Source organism: Agromyces sp. Y575 (assembly GCF_059445445.1).
In genome coordinates this window covers 553,971-572,053 of the sequence record NZ_JCAIUI010000002.1, presented here as the reverse complement: position 1 = coordinate 572,053, position 18,083 = coordinate 553,971, and the positions used below count along the sequence as shown (strand labels likewise).

The window sequence follows — 18,083 nt, the reverse complement described above, 5'->3', positions numbered from 1 at the left end:
CCTGTGGTCTGACCACAGTAGCACGTGTGGTCAGACCACAGGCGGTGCGCGACGGGCTCGCGGTTCGCCGTGGCGGCTACGGCACGATGATCGCCCGGCCGCGTAGCGTGCCGTCGTGCAGGCGACGATAGGCCTCCGGCGCCTCGTCGATCGGGAACACCTCAGTCTCGACCGTCACGAGGCCGGCGCGGGCGAGGTCGAACACCTCGAAGAGCTCGGCGCGCGACCCCCAGTATGGCGCGCGAACCGTCGAGTCGTACGGTGCGCCGAGCATGCCGACCGGCAGCACACCGGTGCCGACGCCGACGATCACCTGGTCGCTCTCGACTCCGGCGACGCTTCGGCCGAGGTCGATCGTCGGCTGGATGGCGACGAAGTCGAACACCGCCGTCACGGGGCGCCCGCCGGTGACCTCGCGGATCCGTTCCGCGGCATCCGCATCGGAGGCGAAGGCGTGGTGAGCGCCCACCTCGCGGGCGAGGGCGAGCTTCTCCTCGCCGAGGTCGAGTGCGACGACCGTCGACGGCGTGATCGCACGCAGGATCTGGATCGCGACGTGGCCGAGGCCACCGGCGCCGATGACGACTGCCGTCGTGCCCGGCACGAGCTTCGACAGCGACATCTTGATCGCGTGATACGGCGTGAGGCCGGCGTCGGTGAGCGCGACGTTCCGCACGGGATCGAGGTCGCCGAGCGGCAGCAGGTGCCGGTCGCTGCGCACGATCATGTACTCGGCCATCGCCCCGGGTGCACCGAGGCCGGGAGGCGCGATGCCGAGCTCGGCCGCGCGCTCGCAGTAGTTCTCCTTGCCCTGGGCGCACTCGTAGCAGCGGCCGCATCCCTGGGGCCCGTAGACGGCGACGGAATCGCCGATCGCGACGCCAGTGACGCCGTCGCCGAGCTTGTCGACGATGCCGGCGCCCTCGTGGCCGAGCGTAAGCGGCAGGCCGTAGATGTACTGCTCCTCGGTGAGGCTCATCACGAAGCTGTCGGAGTGACAGGCGCCCGCGGCGGTCACCTTCAGCCGCACTTCTCCCGGCCCGGGTTCCGGTACGTCGATCTCGACGACCTCCGGCGATCCGCCGATGGTCCGATACTGCACCGCTTTCATGGCACCCTCCCCAATCGAGGCCGGCGTCTAGGACGCCGGACCATTCCAGTCTGGCCCCCGAGCCTGAACAGTGCCACCGAGCGAGCAGTTGGCGCCAGTCAGTCCTTCTTCGGCCTGATGCGCACCCGGCCCTGGCCCGTCTCGTCGAGCTCGACCACGCCGCCGCGGGACTTCAGGAACTCGGTGAACGAGGCGAAGCCGAGCCGGCGTTCCTGGAAGCTCGGGTCCATGCGCATCATCTGGTTCTTCACCGTGCTCGACGACTGCCATTCCTCGTCGTTCTTGGCATGCAGGAGTTCGAGTGCCTTCAGGAGCAGGCGACCCGGGTTCCGGGGACTTCCGGCGTCGATGTCGTCGGCCGCGGCCGGTGCGGGGTCGGTCGGCGCGACGAACTGCAGCGCGCGCGCCGAAGCGCGCTTCGCCGGCGGCTCCGCCGCCTCGGGCGCTTCGACGGGGGCGCCGTCTGCGGCCTCCGCGACCGACTTCGTCGTCGCACGACGGCGACGGGCGGGAGCGGGAGCGGCCTCCGGCTGGGCCTCGACCGCCGGCTCGACGTCGGCTGCGGCTTCGGGAGCGGCCTTCGCTCGCGTACGGCGGCTGCTCGTGGGGGCGGTCGCGGGTGCGGGCGCCTCCTGAGCCACCTCGGCTGCTTCGTCGTCGCCGACCGCTGCATCGGTCGCGAGCAGTGTGTCGTAGTCGGCGTACTCGTCGCACGCGGCGGTGAGCGCTCGGCTCGTGCCGCCCGCAACTCCGATGCCGACGACGTAGCGACCGAGTCGCTTGGCCTTCTGCGCGAGCGCCACGTAGTCGGAGTCGCCCGCGACGATGACGATGTGCGAGAGGTCGTCGATGCGGAACATGTCTTCCACCGCATCGACGGCGAGCCGGATGTCGGCGCCGTTCTTCGTCGCCGACAGGGGGAACAGCTGCACGAGGTCGACCGCGCGGTCGATGAGCTGGCCGCGATAGCTCGCGTTGATCGGTGTCGACCAGTCGGCATAGGCGCGCGCGATGGCGATCGTGCCGAAGGTGGCGGCGAAGTCGAGCACGGCGTCGATGTCGACGGTGGCTTCGGCGAGCTTCTTGGCCGTTTGCGTTCCCGCGGCGGGCGCCTTGCCGCGAGAGGTGTCTTTGCGATACGCGCTGTCGCCGTGCAGCTGGTCGTAGCGCGAGATCACGATGTTGTCGAAGTCGAAGTACAGGGCTACGCGTGGTTCTGCCGAAGTGGCCATGCCTCGACCCTATGCCTCACACGTGTGCAGAGCCCGAGTACGTGGGTGGACGCCTGCGCGGTGGGAGAGCCTGAGTCCGTTCCCTCTCGCCGCACATGCTCGTTCCGACGGCGCCGAGGCAGACACCCGCGCCCGGGGTAGAGAGCGCGGTGCCGCATACGCCACAGTTGGGGGATGACCGACTACGCGCACCCCGACCGTCCCGATCTGCGGCTGAGCAACGCCGAGCGTGACGCCGCCGTGGCACGACTCGCCGAGGCGCACGCCGAGGGCCGCTTTTCGCCGGCAGAGTATGAGGAACGCTCCGCGGCCGCGCGCGCCGCAGTGACGCGTGGTGACCTCGCCGCGCTCTTCACCGACCTGCCGGCCGAATTGCGTGCCACGACGCCGCTCGCCCCGCCGCCCGCCGCTGACTTCACCACGCCCGTCACGGGGGCACCGGCCTTCACGCCCGAACCGCCCGAGCGCAAGGGGCCGCAACCGCTCGGTGGCGCGATCGGCGCGACCGTCATGGCGCTCGTTCCGTTCCTCGCGCTCGGCCTGTTCTTCCTCACCGGTCACTTCGGAAGCTACGCCTGGTCGTGGATCTGGTTCGCCCTGGTCCCGGTCGCCGGCATCGTCATCTACGGTCCGGGATCCGAGTACCGTCGGCGCAACTGACCCGGGGCTGCGGCACCGGGCTGCGGCACCGGGCTGCGGCACCGCAGTCTGCTGCGCCCGGCCGTCATCGCGCGCAACACCCGGGAATAGGGGCATCCGCTTCGGGTCGTCGGTGTCGAGAGTTCGGTTGTTGCCGTTTGGTGGGCGAGGACTGCACTCTCGGATGGGGGTGCGGGTGAGTACCGCACTCTTGTGAAGGTGACGAGCGATGGAGGGCGGCCGCTCAGGCTGCTGCCGCGACCGCGTTGTGCAGCTCGTCGCCGTCGAGGCCGAGCCGGCCGAACCCGCCGGCGATGTTCGTGAGCAGCACGAAGCACACGTCGCGCGAGGGGGTGATCCAGAACTCGCACCCGGCCCAGCCGCCGTGGCCGTAGCTGTCGCGCGCGAGCAGGCCGGGCGCGTTGTTGCGCAGGTTCCACGCGAAACCCCAGTCCTGGCCGCGCTCGGCCCGGTAGGGCTCGAGCTTCGTCATGCCCGTCGTCAGGGGCCGCAGCATCGCCTCGACGGTGACGGGTGCGACGAGCGCGCCGTCGTTGCGCAGCAGGGCGCTGCCGACGGCGAGCAGGTCGGCGGCACGCCCGAACAGTCCGGCTCCGGGGTGGTCGAGGCCGGCGAAGCGCTCGTAGTCGAGACCCTGAGCGGATGCCTCGATGATCTCGTGCTGCGACGAGCCGGCGTCGAGGGTGAAGCCGTCGGTGCCCGCCCGTGCCGCGACCGCGGTGACGGCGTCGAACCACGACGCGCCGCCCGCGTGCTCGATGAGGGCCGCGACCCCCTCGAAGCCGATGGTCGAATAGCGCGTGGCGGTGCCGGCGGTGAAGTCGCGCCCGGGCGTGAGCAGCAACGAGCGCAGGCCGGGCGTGTCCATCGGCGGTTCGACGATGCCCGAACTGTGGCTGACGAGGTGTCGAAGCCGCACGACGTCGTCGCGGTCGACCCCGAACTCGGGCACGGCGTTGCTGAGGGGAGTGTCGGGCGTGAGCCGCCCTTGCTCGATGAGCCGCAGGGCGGCGAGGCCGACGAGCGGCTTGGTCACCGAGAAGAGCGGGTAGTGGTCGTCGAAGGATGTCGCGCGCCCCCGTTCGGTGCCGAACGCGTCGATCGCGACGACGCCGGCGCTCGTGGCAATACCGAGCACCCCCGTCGGCAGTGCCCCGTCGGCGATGCCCCGTCGTACCCAGTCGAAGGCGTGGTCGAAGGTGGGCATGGGGTCCTCTCTCGGGGCGGGTGGTGTTGCTCCCTGAGCCTGTCGAAGGGGCGGGGCGGGTGGTGTGATGATCGCTTCGACGAGCGAAGGGAGCGGGGGCGTTGCTCCCTGAGCCTGTCGAAGGGGGCGGGGGCGGGCGGTCAGCTGCGATACACGACGTTCAGGGGAGCCTCGCCGCGAAGCATCCGCTCGATCTGCTCACGCAGGAGCCGAGCCATGCGCGGCAGCATCGCGGTCGACGCGCCGCCCACGTGCGGGCTGACGAGCACGTTCGGCAGCGCGAAGAGCGGATGCCCCGCCGGCAGCGGTTCGGGCTCGGTGACGTCGAGGGCGAAGCGGAGCCGGCCGCGTTCGGCCTCGGCGAGGATCGCCCCGGTGTCGGCGACCTTGCCGCGCGCGATGTTCACGACGAGCGCGCCGTCGGGCAGCGCCGCGAGGAAGGCTGCGTCGACGAGGCCGGTCGTGGAGTCTGTGAGGGGCACGCCGATGATGACGATCTCGGCGTTCGGCAGCAGGTTCGACAGCTCGTCGATGCCGTGGAGGAAGCCCTGCTCGTCGGAGCGGGCGCGACTCGCGACCCGCGTGATCGAGACCTCGAACGGTGCGAGCCGTGCCTCGATCGCGCGACCGACTCCGCCGTAGCCGATGAGCAGCACCCGGCGATCGGCGAGGCTCGCGTGACGAGCGGGCGCCCACCGCCCTTCGGCGGCAGCGCGCACGAAGTCGGGGATGCCGCGCTGCGACGCGAGCACGAGGGCGAGCGTCAGCTCGGCGGTCGAGGTCTCGTGCACGCTCGCGGCGTTCGCGAAGACGTGCCCGGGCGGCAGCGCTGCCGGCACATCGTCATAGCCGATCGACTGCGACTGCACGAGCCGGGTCGTGACGCCGTCGAGCGCGCCGAGGCGTGCGGCGGCACCCATGTACGGCGGTACGACGAGGTCGATGCGGTCAGCCGGTGCGGGCCCCGACATATCCCACAGCACGACCTCGGTGCCGACGGGCGGAGCGCCGAGGGCCTCGCGCAACGTGGAGCCGGGAACGGAGACGAGCAGCGGAGCGTCGGTCATGGATCAATCATTTCAGAGCGGAGCGCGTGCCGCTCGCGGCGTACGAGGCGTACGCGGCGTACGCGCGCACCATCGTGTCGATGCCGAAGTGCCGCCGGTGGGTCCGCCTGCTAGCTTTGCCCTCATGGTGAACGAAGAATCCTCGGGAACCGACGGCGAGCAGGGCGGACGATCGCGCACCGGCCGGGATCGTCACCGGGCATGGCGGCGGCGTCAGCCGCGCGAGATGCTCGCCGATGAACTGAAGGAGCGGGTCTACGCCACGTTCACCGGTCTCGCGATCGTCCTCGTGCTGCGCGGTCACGATCCGACGCCGCAGTCCGCGACGTTCTCCCTCGCCGTCGGCGTGCTCGGCATCACCGTCGCCGGCCTCGTCGCCGACATCATCGCGCACAGCGCGGCGCACGGGGTATTCCCGAACGGCGAGGAGCTCCGACGGATGTTCCGCGTCGCGGGTGGCGCCCTCGCCTCGGCCTTCGTGCCGATCGTCTTGCTGCTGCTCAGTTGGCCCGGATGGATACACCTCGAGGCGGCCTTGACGACATCGACGATCGTCTACCTCGGCACGCTGGCCCTCGTCGGCCTCGCCGCGGTGCACCGCACGATGCTTACGTGGTGGGCGCAGCTGCTGGCACTGATGGCGCTCGTGGCGCTGGGTGCGATCGTCGTCGGTCTGGAGCTCGTGGCGCACGAGGCGTGACACGGCGCGAGCTCGTACCGTCGCGGCGCGAACGCCTGCGCATGCGCGCGCAGCCCGTCGAGCGCTGCGAGACGCGCGGTCGAGCAGTGGTCACGTCGCGTGGCGTACGGTCGAACCGAACAAAGCTAGACCTAGACAATGCGAAGCGAGAGGAGACTGACATGGTCGACATCACGAACGCCGACGTCTGGAAGGCGATCGAGAGCGTGAACTTCATGGTCGTCGGCATGGTGTCGGCGAAGGGCGAGGCGCGCACCGCGGGCGTCATGCACGTCGTCGCTGACGGCGTGCTCTGGTTCACGACGAACGAGCGCGAGTTCAAGGCGCGCCACATCGCGGCCAACCCCGGTGTCTCGGTGACGGTGCCCATCCCGAAGCGCATCCCGTTCGTGCCGTGGGTGAAGATCCCGGCCGCTTCGATTACATTCGCGGGAGTCGCCGAGATCATCCCCGCCGACGAGATGCCGGGCGACGCGAAACAGGTGCTCCTCCACGGCCTCGATCTGAGCGACGGTGAACGCGGCGCAATCATCGCGATCGGTGTCCGCCCGATCGGCGACTTCGTCACCTACGGCGTGGGCGTCTCGCTGCAAGGCATGCGCGACACCGAGCTCGCACGCGGCCGAACAGCTTCGGCGCGAAGGTGAGCATCATCACGACGAGTCCGGCCGACAGCGCGAGCCACGACCAGATCCAGCCCACCGAGCGGCCCTTGGCGTTCTAGATCGAGGGTGTATAGCGTCGCGGCGCGAACGCCGCAGCGACGAGTGCACGGAGCGCTTCGAGATCGCCGCTCGCGAAGCCCTGCGCCCGCGCCTGCACGAGCACATTGCCGATCGCCGTCGCCTCGACGGGGCCGGCGAACACCGGCAGTCCGGCGCGGTCGGCGGTGCGCTGGCAGAGCAGCTCGTTGAGCGCCCCACCGCCCACCACGTGGATCGTCTCGACGTCGACGCCCGAAAGGATCGAGGCGTCGCGCACGGCCAGGGCGAACGCCTCGGCGAGGCTCTCGACGATCGAACGGGCGAACTCCGCTCGCGACGCCGGTGCGGCGACGCCCTGCTCGCCGCACCACTCGGCGATGCGGCCGGGCAGGTCGCCGGGTGCCAGGAATCGGGGGTCGTCGACGTCGAACACGGCAACGGGCGCGGTGACGGATGCCGCGGCCGCCAGTAGCTCGGGCAGGTCGATTCGTTCGCCGTCCCGCTCCCACCAACGCACCGACTCCGACAGCAGCCAGAGGCCCATGACGTTGTGCAGGAATCGCACCCGGCCGTCGACACCGCCCTCGTTCGTGAAGTTCGCGTCGCGCGCGGCATCCGTCAGCACCGGGCGTTCGACCTCGACGCCGACGAGCCCCCACGTGCCGCACGAGATGTACGCGGCCGACTCGGGCCGCATCGGCACGGCGACGACGGCCGAGGCCGTGTCGTGCGAACCGACGGCGATGACCTCGAGCGGATGCCGCGAGCCGATTCCGAGCTCGGCGGCGACGGAGGCGCGCAGCGGGCCGAAAGATTCGCCTGGGCTGATGAGGGGGGCGAAGACGGATGCCGGGAGCCCGAGCCGCTCGATGAGTTCGTCGTCCCACTCGCCCGATTCGACGCCGACGAGTCCCGTGGTCGAGGCGTTCGTTCGTTCGGACAGGCGCGCGCCGGTGAGCTGGAACCCGACCAGGTCGGGCACGAGGAGGAGTGAATCGGCGAAGCCGAGCCAGCTCTTGGAGGCACCGTCGTTGCTGTCGCGTTCTGCGAGCTGCTCGGCGGCGAGCTGGTACAGCGTGTTGAACGGCAGGAACTGCAGTCCGTTGCGACGGTAGAGCTCGTCGAACGGCGCGATGGCGTGTACCGCTTCGACCCCGGCGGCGGCGCGTTCGTCGCGGTAGTGGAACGGCTCGCCGAGCATGCGGTTGCCGCGCAGCAGCGCGTAGTCGACGGCCCACGAGTCGACGCCGATCGACGCGACCTCGGGCTCCTCGCGGAGCGCCTGCGCGAGTCCGGTGGTGATGCTGCGGTAGAGCCCCGCGAAATCCCAGTGCAGGCCGGAGGCGAGCCGCACGGGCTCGTTCGCGAATCGTGCGACCTGGCGGATCTCGAGTGACCCGGCGCCGCGCCCGTCGACGTGGCCGAGTACGACGCGCCCGCTCGTCGCCCCGAGGTCGACTGCCGCGACGGTGCCGTGGGCCCCGCTCACCTCGAGCTCCGTTCGCCGAGTAGAGCCCGACGACCCTTCGACCGGCTCAGGGAGCGGAGAGCGCGCATCGAGACGCCGTGCGAGATCTCGATGCGCTCGCCGGCGCTCGCTACTCGATCAGCGTGTGCGCTCACCGCAGGAACGCCGCCGCGACGCCCGCGTCGACGGGGATGTGCAGGCCTGTCGTGTGCGAGAGCTCGGGCCCGGTGAGCACGATGACCGCGTTGGCGACGTGCTCGGGGAGCACCTCGCGCTTGAGGATCGTGCGCTGGGCGTAGAACTTGCCGAGATCCTGCTCTTCGATGCCGTAGGTCTTGGCGCGGTTCGCGCCCCAACCCGAGGCGAAGATGCCCGAGCCGCGCACGACGCCGTCGGGGTTGATGCCGTTGACCTTGATGCCGTACTCGCCGAGCTCGACCGCGAGCAGGCGCACCTGGTGGGCCTGGTCGGCCTTCGTCGCCGAGTAGGCGATGTTGTTCGGCCCCGCGAAGACCGAGTTCTTCGACGAGATGTAGATGATGTCGCCGCCGAGGCCCTGGTCGATGAGCACGCGCGCGGCGGCCTTCGACACGAGGAACGAGCCCTTCGCCATGACGTCGTGCTGCAGGTCCCAGTCGGCTTCGGTGGTCTCGAGCAGGGGCTTCGAGAGCGACAGGCCGGCGTTGTTGACGATGAGGTCGAGGCCGCCGAAGGCGAGCAGGGCGTCGTCGATCGCGCGCTGCACGGCTTCGCCGTCGGTCACGTTCGCGGCGACGCCGATCGCGACATCCGTGGTGCCGAGTTCTGCGGCGGCGGCCTGCGCCTTGTCGAGGTCGAGGTCGGCGATGACGACGCAGGCACCCTCGGCAGCGAGGCGGGTGGCGATGGCCTTGCCGATGCCGGATGCCGCGCCGGTGACGAGCGCGATGCGGCCGGCGTGCGGCTTCGGCTTCGGCATGCGCTGGAGCTTGGCCTCTTCGAGCGCCCAGTACTCGATCGCGAACTTCTCGGCGTCGCTGATGGGGGAGTAGGTCGAGAGCGCCTCGGCGCCGCGCATGACGTTGATCGCGTTGACGTAGAACTCGCCGGCGACGCGGGCCGTCTGCTTGTTCGCGCCGTAGCTGAACATGCCGACGCCCGGGATCAGCACGATGAGCGGGTCGGCGCCGCGGATCGCGGGCGACGCCGGTTCGCTCGCTGAGCCCGTCGAAGCGTACGCGTCGTAGTACGCCTGGTAGTCGGCGCGATACTCCTCGTGCAGCTCCTGCAGGCGCGCGACGGATGCCTCGATACTCGCGTCTGCCGGCAGGTCGAGCACCATCGGCTTGACCTTGGTGCGCAGGAAGTGATCGGGGCAGCTCGTGCCGAGTGCGGCGAGCCGCGGGTGCTCGGCGCGCGCGAGGAAGTCGAGCACCTCGGGTGCGTCGGTGAAGTGGCCGACCATGGGCTTGTCGTGCGAGGCGAGGCCGCGGATCGTCGCCGCGAGGGCGGCGGCCTTCGCACGGCGTCCGGATGCCTCCAGCGGCGCGTAGCCCTCGAGCTCGGTGCCGAACGGGTCGGCCTTGCCGTGCTCGGCGATGTAGGCCGCGGCGGTGTCGATGATCCAGAGCGAGTTGCGCTCGGCTTCGTCGGAGGTGTCGCCCCACGCCGTGATGCCGTGGCCGCCGAGGATGCAGCCGATCGCCTGCGGGTTCGCGGCCTTGATCGCGGCGATGTCGAGGCCGAGCTGGAAGCCCGGGCGGCGCCACGGCACCCAGACGACCTTGTCGCCGAAGATCTTCTGCGTGAGCTCCTCGCCATCGGCGGCCGTCGCGATCGCGATGCCCGAGTCGGGGTGCAGATGGTCGACGTGCGCAGCATCGACGAGGCCGTGCATGGCCGTGTCGATCGACGGTGCAGCGCCGCCCTTGCCATGGAGCGTGTAGTCGAACGCGGCGACCATCTCGTCTTCGCGATCGACGCCGGGGTACACGTCGACGAGGGCGCGCAGGCGGTCGAGCCGCAGCACCGCGAGCCCCTGCTCGGTGAGCGTGCCGAGGTCGCCGCCCGAGCCCTTCACCCACATGAGCTCGACGGGCTCGCCCGTGACCGGGTCGGTCTCGGTGCCCTTGGCCGACGTGTTGCCGCCGGCGTAGTTCGTGTTCTTCGGATCGGCGCCGAGGCGGTTCGACCGTGCGATGAGGTCGGCTGCTGCCTGGTTCGTCATGAGGAGGTTCCTTCGGTGGTGCGGAGGGTGGCGGTGGTCTGGGTGCCGGATCGGAGTGGTCCGGTCGCGTCTGGAGTGAACCCGCGGGCGATCCAGCCCGCGTCTCGCGGGAGTCCCTCAGGCGCCCCAGCCGGCCTGCACGCCGCCGACGCGGTCGGCGGCGATCTTCGCAAGATAGCCGGATGCCGCGAACGCCGCCATCGGGTCGGCGGGCAGACCCCGCGACTCGCGCCACTCGGCCAGGGCCGGTCGTACGTCGGTGTAGAACGCGTCCATGAAGATGCGGTTGGCCTCGAGCACATCGCCCGACAGCTGCGCCGCCCGGAGTGCCTCGGTGTCGACGAGGAGGGCGCGGGCGGTCATCTCCTGCACGTTCAGCACGGAGCGGATCTGACCGGGCACCTTGTCTTCGATGTTGTGGCACTGGTCGAGCATGAACGCCACGTCGGGGTTGTTCAGGCCGCCGCCGCGGATGACCTCGAAGAGGATGCGGAACAGCTGGTACGGGTCGGCCGCGCCGACGATGAGGTCGTCGTCGGCGTAGAAGCGCGAGTTGAAGTCGAAGGAGCCGAGCTTGCCGAGGCGAAGCAGCTGCATGACGATGAACTCGATGTTGGTGCCCGGCGCGTGGTGTCCGGTGTCGAGGCAGACCATCGCCTTGTCGCCGAGTGCGGCGACCTGCACGTAGCTCGTGCCCCAGTCGGGAACGTCGGTGTGGTAGAACGCCGGCTCGAAGAACTTGTACTCGAGCACGAAGCGCTGCTCGTCGCCGAGGCGCGCGTAGATCTCGCTGAGCGACTCGTGCAGGCGGTCCTGACGGCCGCGCAGGTCGGCCTGGCCCGGGTAGTTCGAGCCCTCGGCGAGCCAGATCTTCAGGTCGCGCGAGCCCGTCGCGTGCATGATGTCGATGCACTCGAGGTGGTGGTCGATGGCCTTGCGGCGCACGGCGGCGTCTTCGTGGGTGAGCGCGCCGAACTTGTAGTCGTCGTCTTGGAAGGTGTTCGAGTTGACGGTGCCGAGGCTGACTCCGTGGTCTTCGGCGTACGTGCGCAGCACGCCGTAGTCGTCGACCTTGTCCCACGGGATGTGCAGCGCCACGGTCGGGGCGAGCGCGGTGAACTTGTGCACCTGCGCGGCATCCGCGATCTTCTCGAACGGGTCGCGAGGGGTGCCGGGCGTCGCGAACACCTTGAAGCGGGTGCCCGAGTTTCCGAACGCCCACGAGGGCAGCTCGATGGCCTGCCGGCCGAGCTGGCCGAGGATGTCGCTAGAGAGGATGCTCACGAGTGGCTCTTTCCGGTGTGTCTGTTGGTCGGTCTGGTGCGCGGGGCCGATGGCAGCGCGCTGGTGTGGTCGTTCACTGCTCGTCGCCGAGCGCGGCGAGTTGGTCTTCGAGGTGGAACACCTCGGGGAGTCTGGGGGCGGCCTGGTCGGGGCGTCCGCCGAGGGAGATGAAGAATTCGGCCATGTCGGCCTCCCAGGCCGCGGTGCGCGGGTCGAGTTCGAGGGACGCCTGCGATGCCGCGTCGTCGTCGGTCTCGTAATACCCGATGAGGAGGCCGTCGGGGCGGAGGAAGAGGGAGTAGTTGCGACGACCGGATGCCTCGATCGCGTGTAGCATCTCGGGCCAGACGGTCGCGTGGCGGGTGCGGTATTCGTCGAGGCGCGCGGGGTCGACCTGCAATTGGAAGCAGACCCGTTCGCTGGCGTGCGTCGCGCTCATCCTCGAGCTCCGTCCCGTTCCGAATATTTCTGAATCGTTTCAATACTACGGTCTGCGCGCCGAGTCCGCAACTGGACCGGCATCAGGAATGCGCTTTCTGCGTCGAGTTCACGTGTGCGGCCGTGCTGGCGAAAAGGGTGAGGCCCGGCCGAATGGATCCGGCCGGGCCCCGCCCCCGCGATCGACTAGAAGTCGAAGTCGCCGATGTTCTCCGCGTCGAACACGTACGGGTCACCGAGCAGCACGACGCCGTCAGCTCCGACCGTGTACTCGCCGAGCTTGCCGGCGTCGAAGGTGTCGCCCTCGGCTCCGGTGATGTCGCCCTCGATGAGCGCCTTCGCTGCGAACGCCGAGAGGTAGCCGAGGTCGGCCGGGTTCCACAGGGCGAACGCCGTGACGGTGCCGTCTTCGACGTACTCGCGCATCTGGTTCGGGGTGCCGAGGCCGGTCAGTGCGACCTTGCCCTTGTACTCCGAGGTCTGCAGGTAGCGCGCGGCCGCGGCGATTCCGACGGTCGTCGGCGAGACGATGCCCTTGAGGTTCGGGTGGGTCTGCAGCAGCGCCGCCGTCTTGTCGAACGAGGTCTGGTCGTCGTCGTCACCGTAGACGACCTCGACGACCGCGATGTCGGGGTGGCTCGCGGCGAGCTCTTCCTTCATGAGCTCGATCCAGGCGTTCTGGTTCGTGGCGTTGGCCGATGCCGACAGCACGGCGATCTCGCCCGCATCGCCGATCTGCTCGGCGATGAGGTCGACCTGCACCTTGGCGATGCCCTCGGAGTCGGCCTGGTTCACGAACAGGTCGCGGCAGTCGGCGTTGGTGTCGGAGTCGAACGTGACGACCTTGACACCGGCGTCACGCGCCTCGTTCAATGCGTCGCAGATCGCCTTCGGGTCGTTCGCCGAGACGGCGATCGCGCCGACGCCCTGCTGGGTGAGCGTGTTGATGTAGCTGACCTGGCCGTCGGGCGTCGCCTCGGCGGGTCCGACCTCGGCGAACGTGCCGCCGAACTCCTCGATCGCCTCTTCGCCACCGGCGTTCGAGGTGTCGAAGTACGGGTTGCCGAGGTTCTTCGGCAGGAACGTGATGGCCAGGTTGCCGCCGTCGCCCTCGCCTTCGCCGCCGGTGCCCGAGTCGCCGGCAGCACAGCCGGTCGCCACGAGCGCGATGCTCACCGCGAGTGCGGCGAGCGCCGCGACGCGGGTCTTCTTCTGAAACAACATCGTTGTTCGTCCCTTCATTGGATGGCGTCGATGTGCTGTTCGCATCGACGGTGGTGCGGTCTGGTTACCCTGCTGTGGAGACCTCGACGCGCGGTTTTCCCCCCGACGCCTGCCGCTGCGACTGTCGTCGCCCCTGCAGCCAGGCCAGGAAGCTCGAAGACACCACCGAGATCACGAGCAGCGCCCCGGTGATGATGTTGATGACGTCGGAGGTGACGTTCGCGAGCCGCAGTGCGCTCGCGAGCACGCCGATGAGCAGCACGCCGGCGACGACGCCGTGAAGCGCGCCGCGGCCGCCGAAGACGCTCACGCCGCCGAGCACGACCGCGGCGATGACCTGCAGTTCCATGCCGGTCGCGTTGTCGCCGCGGGCGCTGCCGAACCGCAGCGTGTAGTAGATGCCCGCGAGCGCCGAGACGAGGCCGGCGAACACGAAGAGGATGAACTTCGTACGTGCCACGTTCACACCCGAGAAGGCTGCGGCCTCCTTCGAGAGGCCGATCGCGTAGATGCCGCGGCCGAACGGCGTGAAGTGCAGGAGCACCGCGAACGCGACGAGCAGCACGAGGAACGGGATGATGACGAGCGGGATGCCGGTGGCGCCGAGCTTCGCCTTGGCGAGGTCGGTCCAGAACTCGGGGAAGTCGGTGACCGCGGTCGTGCCGAGCAGGCCGACGGCGAGCCCGCGGAAGAGTGCGAGCGTGCCGATCGTGACCGCCAGGGAGGGCAGGCCGACGACGGTGACGAGGAAGCCGTTGACCGCACCGCCGATGCCGCCGACGACGAGCGCGATCAGGGCCGCCACCTCGAAGGGCATGCCGCCCTGGGTGAGCACGCCGGTCACGACGCTCGAGAGTCCGACGACGCTCGCGACCGAGAGGTCGATCTCGCCCGTGATCATGATGAGGGTCATGGGCAGCGCGATGAGCAGAATCGGCGCGACGTCGAGGATGAGGTAGGTCGTCGTGATCGGCTGGGCGAACCCGCGCACGGTCAGCGATGCGACGACGACGACGATCACGAGCAGGGCGATGATCGCCATTTCGCGGGTCAGCAGCACCCGCTTCCAGAGCGGCCGGTCGTAATCCCGGTAGCGGCGCGTCGCCGTGCCGGTCGAGTGGATGAGGCTCGTCATCAGCTTTCGTCCCTTGCTTCGAGGAGCTTGCGTTTCTGGCGCACGGCGAGCACGCGGTCGAGCACGATCGCACCGATGATGAGCACACCGACGACGGCGCGTTGCCAGAAGTCGGGGATGCCGAGGATCGGCAGGGCCCGGTTGATCGTGAGCAGCAGCACCGCACCGATCGCCGCGCCCCAGACCGAGCCGACGCCGCCCACGATCGCGACGCCGCCGATGACGGCGGCACCGACCGCGTCGAGCTCCCAGCCCGAGCCAGCTTGCGAGTTGATCGTGCCGTAGCGGGCGGCGTAGAGCACCCCGCCGAGTCCGGCCAGCGCGCCCGAGAGCACGAACGCGGTCAGGAGGCGACGCGTGATGCGCAGGCCGTAGAGCTCTGCCGCCGCGGGGTCGGAGCCGATCGCGTAGAACTCGCGGCCGCCGCGGGTGTTCTTCATGTACCAGGCGGCGATCACGAGCACGACGAACGCGATGATCGTGAGGATCGGGATGGTGAAGATCTGCCCCGTGCCGAGTGCGAGGAAGTCCTTCGGCAGGTCGGAGGCGTTCACCCGATCGCTGCCGGTCCAGAGCACGTTGATGCCGCGGTAGGCGTAGAGGGTGCCGAGGGTGATGACCATCGCCGGCACCTTCGCGAACGCGACGAGCGCGCCGTTGATCAGGCCGAGGAGCCCGCCGAATGCCATCGCGATGACGAACACCACGATGATCGGGATGCCTGGGATGTCGATGAACAGTCGCCCGGTCAGGTAGGCGGTCAGGCCGAGCACCGAACCGACCGAGAGGTCGACGTTGCGGGTGATCAGCACGATCGCCTGCCCGATGGCCACGAGCACCAGGATCGACGGCGTCAGCAGCAGGTCGCGCCATCCGTCGGTGCTGAACAGGAAGTTCGGGTTCGCGGCGGTCGCCGCGATCACGACGATGACGAGGGCGAGCAGGATGCCGAGTTCACGGGCCTTGCCGATGGCGCCGAGGCGCTTCGTCACGTTGGAGGTCGGGGTGGTGGTCGCGGTGCTCACGAGTGCTGCTCCTCGGCGTGGGTCGCGGCGAACATGACGTTCTCGGATGTCGCGTCGGCGCGGTCGATCTCGGCGGTGATGCGCCCCTCGCGCATCACCAGCACCCGATCGGCCATGCCGAGCACCTCGGGCAGTTCGGAGGAGATCATGAGGATGCCCATGCCCTGGCCGGCGAGCTCGGAGAGCAGGCGATGCACTTCGGACTTCGTGCCGACGTCGATGCCGCGGGTCGGCTCGTCGATGATGAGCACTGTCGGCTCGGTGGCGAGCCACTTGCCGAGCACGACCTTCTGCTGGTTGCCGCCCGAGAGTGTGCCCGCGATGGTGCTGAGCGCACTGGCCTTCACCTCGAGCCGGCTCGCCCAGACCTGCGCCGCCCGGTTCTCGATGCTCGAGGTGATGAGTCCGAACCTGGCGAGCTGCTCGCGGATCGCGAGCGTGGTGTTGTGCGAGACGCTCGAGTCGAGCACGAGGCCCTGCTTGCGGCGATCCTCTGGCACGAGGGCGAGGCCCTGGCGCATCGCCGCGGTCGGGTTCTTCGCGGGCACCGGCTTGCCGCTGAGGCGCACGGTGCCTGCCTGGTAGGGGTCGACGCCGAAGATCGCGCGGGCGACCTCGCTGCGGCCCGCGCCGACGAGGCCGGCGAGGCCGACGATCTCACCTGCGCGAACAGTGAAGCTGATGTCGTGGAAGATGCCCGCGCTCGTGAGGCCGTCGACCTCGAGCAGCGGAGCACCGATCGTCGCGGGCTGCTTCGGGAAGAGGTCGGTGACCTCGCGCCCGACCATCTGCTTCACGATCTCGTCGACGCTCGTGTCGGCGATGCGGCTCGTGGAGATGTACGAGCCGTCGCGCATCACGGTGACGGTGTCGCAGAGGTCGAAGACCTCGTCGAACCGGTGCGAGATGAAGATGAGCGCACGCCCTTCGTCGCGCAGGCTCCGGGCGATCTGGAAGAGACGGTCGACCTCGACGCCCGAGAGGGCGGCGGTCGGCTCATCCATGATGAGCACCTTCGCGTCGAGTGAGATGGCCTTGGCGATCTCGATGACCTGCTGGTCGGCGATCGAGAGGCCCTCGGCCGGACGGTCGGGGTCGATGCGCACGCCGAGACGCTGGAACAGCCCGTCGACCTCGCTCCGCATCGCCTTGCGGTCGATGCGGCCGAAGCGGCCGGTGGGCTGGCGGCCCATGAAGACGTTCTCGGTGACCGAGAGGTCGGGGAAGAGCGTGGGCTCCTGATAGATGACCGCGATGCCCGCGGCCTTCGACTCGGCGGTCGAGGTGAAGTCGACGTCGTCGCCGCCGAAGCGGAAGACACCTGCGTCGCGGCGGTAGAGGCCGGCGACGATCTTCACGAGCGTCGACTTGCCGGCGCCGTTCTCGCCGACGAGGGCGTGGATGGAGCCCGCGTACACCTCGATCGTGGCCGAGCGGAGCGCCACAACGGACCCGAACGACTTCTCGACGTCGCGGAGTTCCAACGCCGGGGCGTGGCCGGGGTTCTCGGGGGGAATCGTCATTGATCTGGACCTCAACTGCGGCGAGCCACTGTGCGGATGGGAAGCGAATCGGGTTGAATCGTTTCACGGGAGTGCTTGAAATGTACGTCGAACGCGCCGGTGGTGTCAAGTCGCGACGGGCGGTTCTGCCGGTCGTGGGTGCAGTCGATCGGCAAGTCGTGCTCGGCGCCCGAATCCGCACCGACCGACCCTGCGTCGCCGCTCTGTGATAGGTTCGTCGAACCGACACTTTTTGAATCGTTTCAAGCGATTCGCACGCGTGCGGGACGACGAGCCGGCGAACAGCGGGTGGTTGCCGCGCGGCCTTCTCAATGACGAGACCGGAGACACCCACCTCGATGTCGATCATCACCAGAGCGCTCGTTCGCGCCGATCGCTCGCGCCGTGCACGCACCACCATCACGTCGCTCGCTGTACTCGCGCTCTCGGCTGCACTGCTCGCGCCGATGGTCGCTGCGGGCCCCGCCGACGCGGCGAACGGCGACATCGCCGCGGCAGGACTCACCACGAACGGTCGCGTCGAACCGCTCGGTGTCACGGCGGATGCGCCGATCTTCGCGTTCAAGAGCGCCTCCACCGGGCGCGGTGTGCTGCAGAGCGCCTACCGGATCCGGGTCGGGGCAGGCGAGGACGCAACCGGCTCGAACCGGGTCTGGGACTCGGGCAAGGTCGACTCCGACCAGCAGTTCGACATCGCCTACGCGGGGCCGGCCCTCGAGTCGCAGTCGCGATACAGCTGGCAGGTCAAGGTGTGGGACGACCGCGGCAACGAATCGGACTGGTCGGATGCCGCATCCTTCGAGACCGGGATCTTCGACGCCGCAGAGTGGAAGGCCGACTGGATCGGCGCACCCGACCCTGCTGCGCAGGTCGCCGAATGGACCGACTACACGGTCGACATCGACTTCACCCCGACGGCCGACAAGGCCTTCGGGCTCTATCTCCGCTCCTCGGCCGACTTCGCCGACACCTACATGTGGCAGCTCAACGATTCCGACTCCGAGCACCCCGTGCTGCTGCTGCTCGGTTCTGGCCTCCTGGTCTGGCGTCGACGGCGCGCGGCGAGCCCGCGCCAGGCGCGAAGCTGAGCGGCGCCCGA

Annotated in this window: 16 protein-coding genes; 4 read left to right on the top strand and 12 right to left on the bottom strand. The window is 69.4% G+C overall.

Annotated elements, in window-relative coordinates; translation table 11 throughout:
- Positions 1 to 76: 76 nt before the first annotated feature.
- Entirely contained in the window at positions 77 to 1,111 is a 1,035-nt protein-coding gene (locus tag AC1C2U_RS08715; RefSeq protein ID WP_495361345.1) for an NAD(P)-dependent alcohol dehydrogenase, read from the bottom strand.
- A 98-nt stretch (positions 1,112 to 1,209) separates the two neighbouring features.
- Complete coding sequence (locus AC1C2U_RS08710) at positions 1,210 to 2,343, bottom strand: NYN domain-containing protein (RefSeq protein ID WP_495361344.1); 1,134 nt, start codon at positions 2,341 to 2,343, stop codon at positions 1,210 to 1,212.
- A 174-nt stretch (positions 2,344 to 2,517) separates the two neighbouring features.
- On the opposite strand from AC1C2U_RS08710, the gene AC1C2U_RS08705 reads away from it, so the two are divergent.
- Positions 2,518 to 3,003, top strand: a complete 486-nt coding sequence (locus tag AC1C2U_RS08705; RefSeq protein WP_495361343.1) for a DUF1707 SHOCT-like domain-containing protein — start codon at positions 2,518 to 2,520, stop codon at positions 3,001 to 3,003.
- Between the two features lie 223 nt (positions 3,004 to 3,226).
- On the opposite strand, the gene AC1C2U_RS08700 is transcribed toward AC1C2U_RS08705, so the two are convergent.
- On the bottom strand, positions 3,227 to 4,210 hold the full coding sequence (locus AC1C2U_RS08700; protein ID WP_495361342.1) for a serine hydrolase domain-containing protein: 984 nt from the start codon (positions 4,208 to 4,210) through the stop codon (positions 3,227 to 3,229).
- A gap of 140 nt (positions 4,211 to 4,350) precedes the next feature.
- Complete coding sequence (locus tag AC1C2U_RS08695) at positions 4,351 to 5,277, bottom strand: 2-hydroxyacid dehydrogenase (RefSeq protein ID WP_495361341.1); 927 nt, start codon at positions 5,275 to 5,277, stop codon at positions 4,351 to 4,353.
- Between the two features lie 124 nt (positions 5,278 to 5,401).
- On the opposite strand from AC1C2U_RS08695, the gene AC1C2U_RS08690 reads away from it, so the two are divergent.
- Entirely contained in the window at positions 5,402 to 5,977 is a 576-nt protein-coding gene (locus tag AC1C2U_RS08690; protein WP_495361340.1) for a hypothetical protein, read from the top strand.
- A gap of 161 nt (positions 5,978 to 6,138) precedes the next feature.
- The gene (locus AC1C2U_RS08685; RefSeq protein ID WP_495361339.1) at positions 6,139 to 6,624 is read left to right on the top strand and encodes a pyridoxamine 5'-phosphate oxidase family protein; all 486 of its coding nucleotides are present in this window, start codon (positions 6,139 to 6,141) and stop codon (positions 6,622 to 6,624) included.
- Positions 6,625 to 6,697: 73 nt separating this feature from the next.
- Here the strand turns inward: AC1C2U_RS08685 and AC1C2U_RS08680 are convergent, their stop codons facing one another.
- The 8 genes from AC1C2U_RS08680 to AC1C2U_RS08645 form a co-directional block, all read right to left on the bottom strand.
- Complete coding sequence (locus AC1C2U_RS08680; protein WP_495361338.1) at positions 6,698 to 8,170, bottom strand: rhamnulokinase; 1,473 nt, start codon at positions 8,168 to 8,170, stop codon at positions 6,698 to 6,700.
- A 130-nt stretch (positions 8,171 to 8,300) separates the two neighbouring features.
- Entirely contained in the window at positions 8,301 to 10,355 is a 2,055-nt protein-coding gene (locus AC1C2U_RS08675) for a bifunctional aldolase/short-chain dehydrogenase (RefSeq protein ID WP_495361337.1), read from the bottom strand.
- A 117-nt stretch (positions 10,356 to 10,472) separates the two neighbouring features.
- The gene (gene rhaI, locus AC1C2U_RS08670) at positions 10,473 to 11,639 is read right to left on the bottom strand and encodes an L-rhamnose isomerase (RefSeq protein ID WP_495361336.1); all 1,167 of its coding nucleotides are present in this window, start codon (positions 11,637 to 11,639) and stop codon (positions 10,473 to 10,475) included.
- A 73-nt stretch (positions 11,640 to 11,712) separates the two neighbouring features.
- The gene (locus tag AC1C2U_RS08665; RefSeq protein WP_495361335.1) at positions 11,713 to 12,078 is read right to left on the bottom strand and encodes an L-rhamnose mutarotase; all 366 of its coding nucleotides are present in this window, start codon (positions 12,076 to 12,078) and stop codon (positions 11,713 to 11,715) included.
- Between the two features lie 185 nt (positions 12,079 to 12,263).
- The gene (gene rhaS, locus AC1C2U_RS08660; protein WP_495361334.1) at positions 12,264 to 13,301 is read right to left on the bottom strand and encodes a rhamnose ABC transporter substrate-binding protein; all 1,038 of its coding nucleotides are present in this window, start codon (positions 13,299 to 13,301) and stop codon (positions 12,264 to 12,266) included.
- Positions 13,302 to 13,365: 64 nt separating this feature from the next.
- Positions 13,366 to 14,436, bottom strand: a complete 1,071-nt coding sequence (locus AC1C2U_RS08655; RefSeq protein WP_495361333.1) for an ABC transporter permease — start codon at positions 14,434 to 14,436, stop codon at positions 13,366 to 13,368.
- Positions 14,436 to 15,461: an ABC transporter permease gene (locus tag AC1C2U_RS08650; protein WP_495361332.1), complete on the bottom strand. Its 1,026-nt coding sequence runs from the start codon at positions 15,459 to 15,461 to the stop codon at positions 14,436 to 14,438. Before AC1C2U_RS08650 ends, AC1C2U_RS08655 begins: the two co-directional genes overlap by 1 nt.
- Positions 15,458 to 16,984 (bottom strand): sugar ABC transporter ATP-binding protein, encoded by a 1,527-nt coding sequence (locus tag AC1C2U_RS08645; protein WP_495361331.1) that lies wholly within the window; start codon positions 16,982 to 16,984, stop codon positions 15,458 to 15,460. Before AC1C2U_RS08645 ends, AC1C2U_RS08650 begins: the two co-directional genes overlap by 4 nt.
- Before the next feature lie 338 nt (positions 16,985 to 17,322).
- On the opposite strand from AC1C2U_RS08645, the gene AC1C2U_RS08640 reads away from it, so the two are divergent.
- The gene (locus AC1C2U_RS08640) at positions 17,323 to 18,072 is read left to right on the top strand and encodes a glycoside hydrolase family 78 protein (protein ID WP_495361330.1); all 750 of its coding nucleotides are present in this window, start codon (positions 17,323 to 17,325) and stop codon (positions 18,070 to 18,072) included.
- Positions 18,073 to 18,083: the final 11 nt, after the last annotated feature.

Excerpts from the sequence above, each read along its gene's own strand:
- AC1C2U_RS08715 (WP_495361345.1), bottom strand. The coding sequence starts at position 1,111 with ATGAAAGCGGTGCAGTATCGGACCATCGGCGGATCGCCGGAGGTCGTC.
- AC1C2U_RS08710 (WP_495361344.1), bottom strand. The coding sequence starts at position 2,343 with ATGGCCACTTCGGCAGAACCACGCGTAGCCCTGTACTTCGACTTCGAC.
- AC1C2U_RS08705 (WP_495361343.1), top strand. The coding sequence starts at position 2,518 with ATGACCGACTACGCGCACCCCGACCGTCCCGATCTGCGGCTGAGCAAC.
- AC1C2U_RS08700 (WP_495361342.1), bottom strand. The coding sequence starts at position 4,210 with ATGCCCACCTTCGACCACGCCTTCGACTGGGTACGACGGGGCATCGCC.
- AC1C2U_RS08695 (WP_495361341.1), bottom strand. The coding sequence starts at position 5,277 with ATGACCGACGCTCCGCTGCTCGTCTCCGTTCCCGGCTCCACGTTGCGC.
- AC1C2U_RS08690 (WP_495361340.1), top strand. The coding sequence starts at position 5,402 with ATGGTGAACGAAGAATCCTCGGGAACCGACGGCGAGCAGGGCGGACGA.
- AC1C2U_RS08685 (WP_495361339.1), top strand. The coding sequence starts at position 6,139 with ATGGTCGACATCACGAACGCCGACGTCTGGAAGGCGATCGAGAGCGTG.
- AC1C2U_RS08675 (WP_495361337.1), bottom strand. The coding sequence starts at position 10,355 with ATGACGAACCAGGCAGCAGCCGACCTCATCGCACGGTCGAACCGCCTC.
- AC1C2U_RS08665 (WP_495361335.1), bottom strand. The coding sequence starts at position 12,078 with ATGAGCGCGACGCACGCCAGCGAACGGGTCTGCTTCCAATTGCAGGTC.
- rhaS (WP_495361334.1), bottom strand. The coding sequence starts at position 13,301 with ATGTTGTTTCAGAAGAAGACCCGCGTCGCGGCGCTCGCCGCACTCGCG.
- AC1C2U_RS08655 (WP_495361333.1), bottom strand. The coding sequence starts at position 14,436 with ATGACGAGCCTCATCCACTCGACCGGCACGGCGACGCGCCGCTACCGG.
- AC1C2U_RS08645 (WP_495361331.1), bottom strand. The coding sequence starts at position 16,984 with ATGACGATTCCCCCCGAGAACCCCGGCCACGCCCCGGCGTTGGAACTC.
- AC1C2U_RS08640 (WP_495361330.1), top strand. The coding sequence starts at position 17,323 with ATGTCGATCATCACCAGAGCGCTCGTTCGCGCCGATCGCTCGCGCCGT.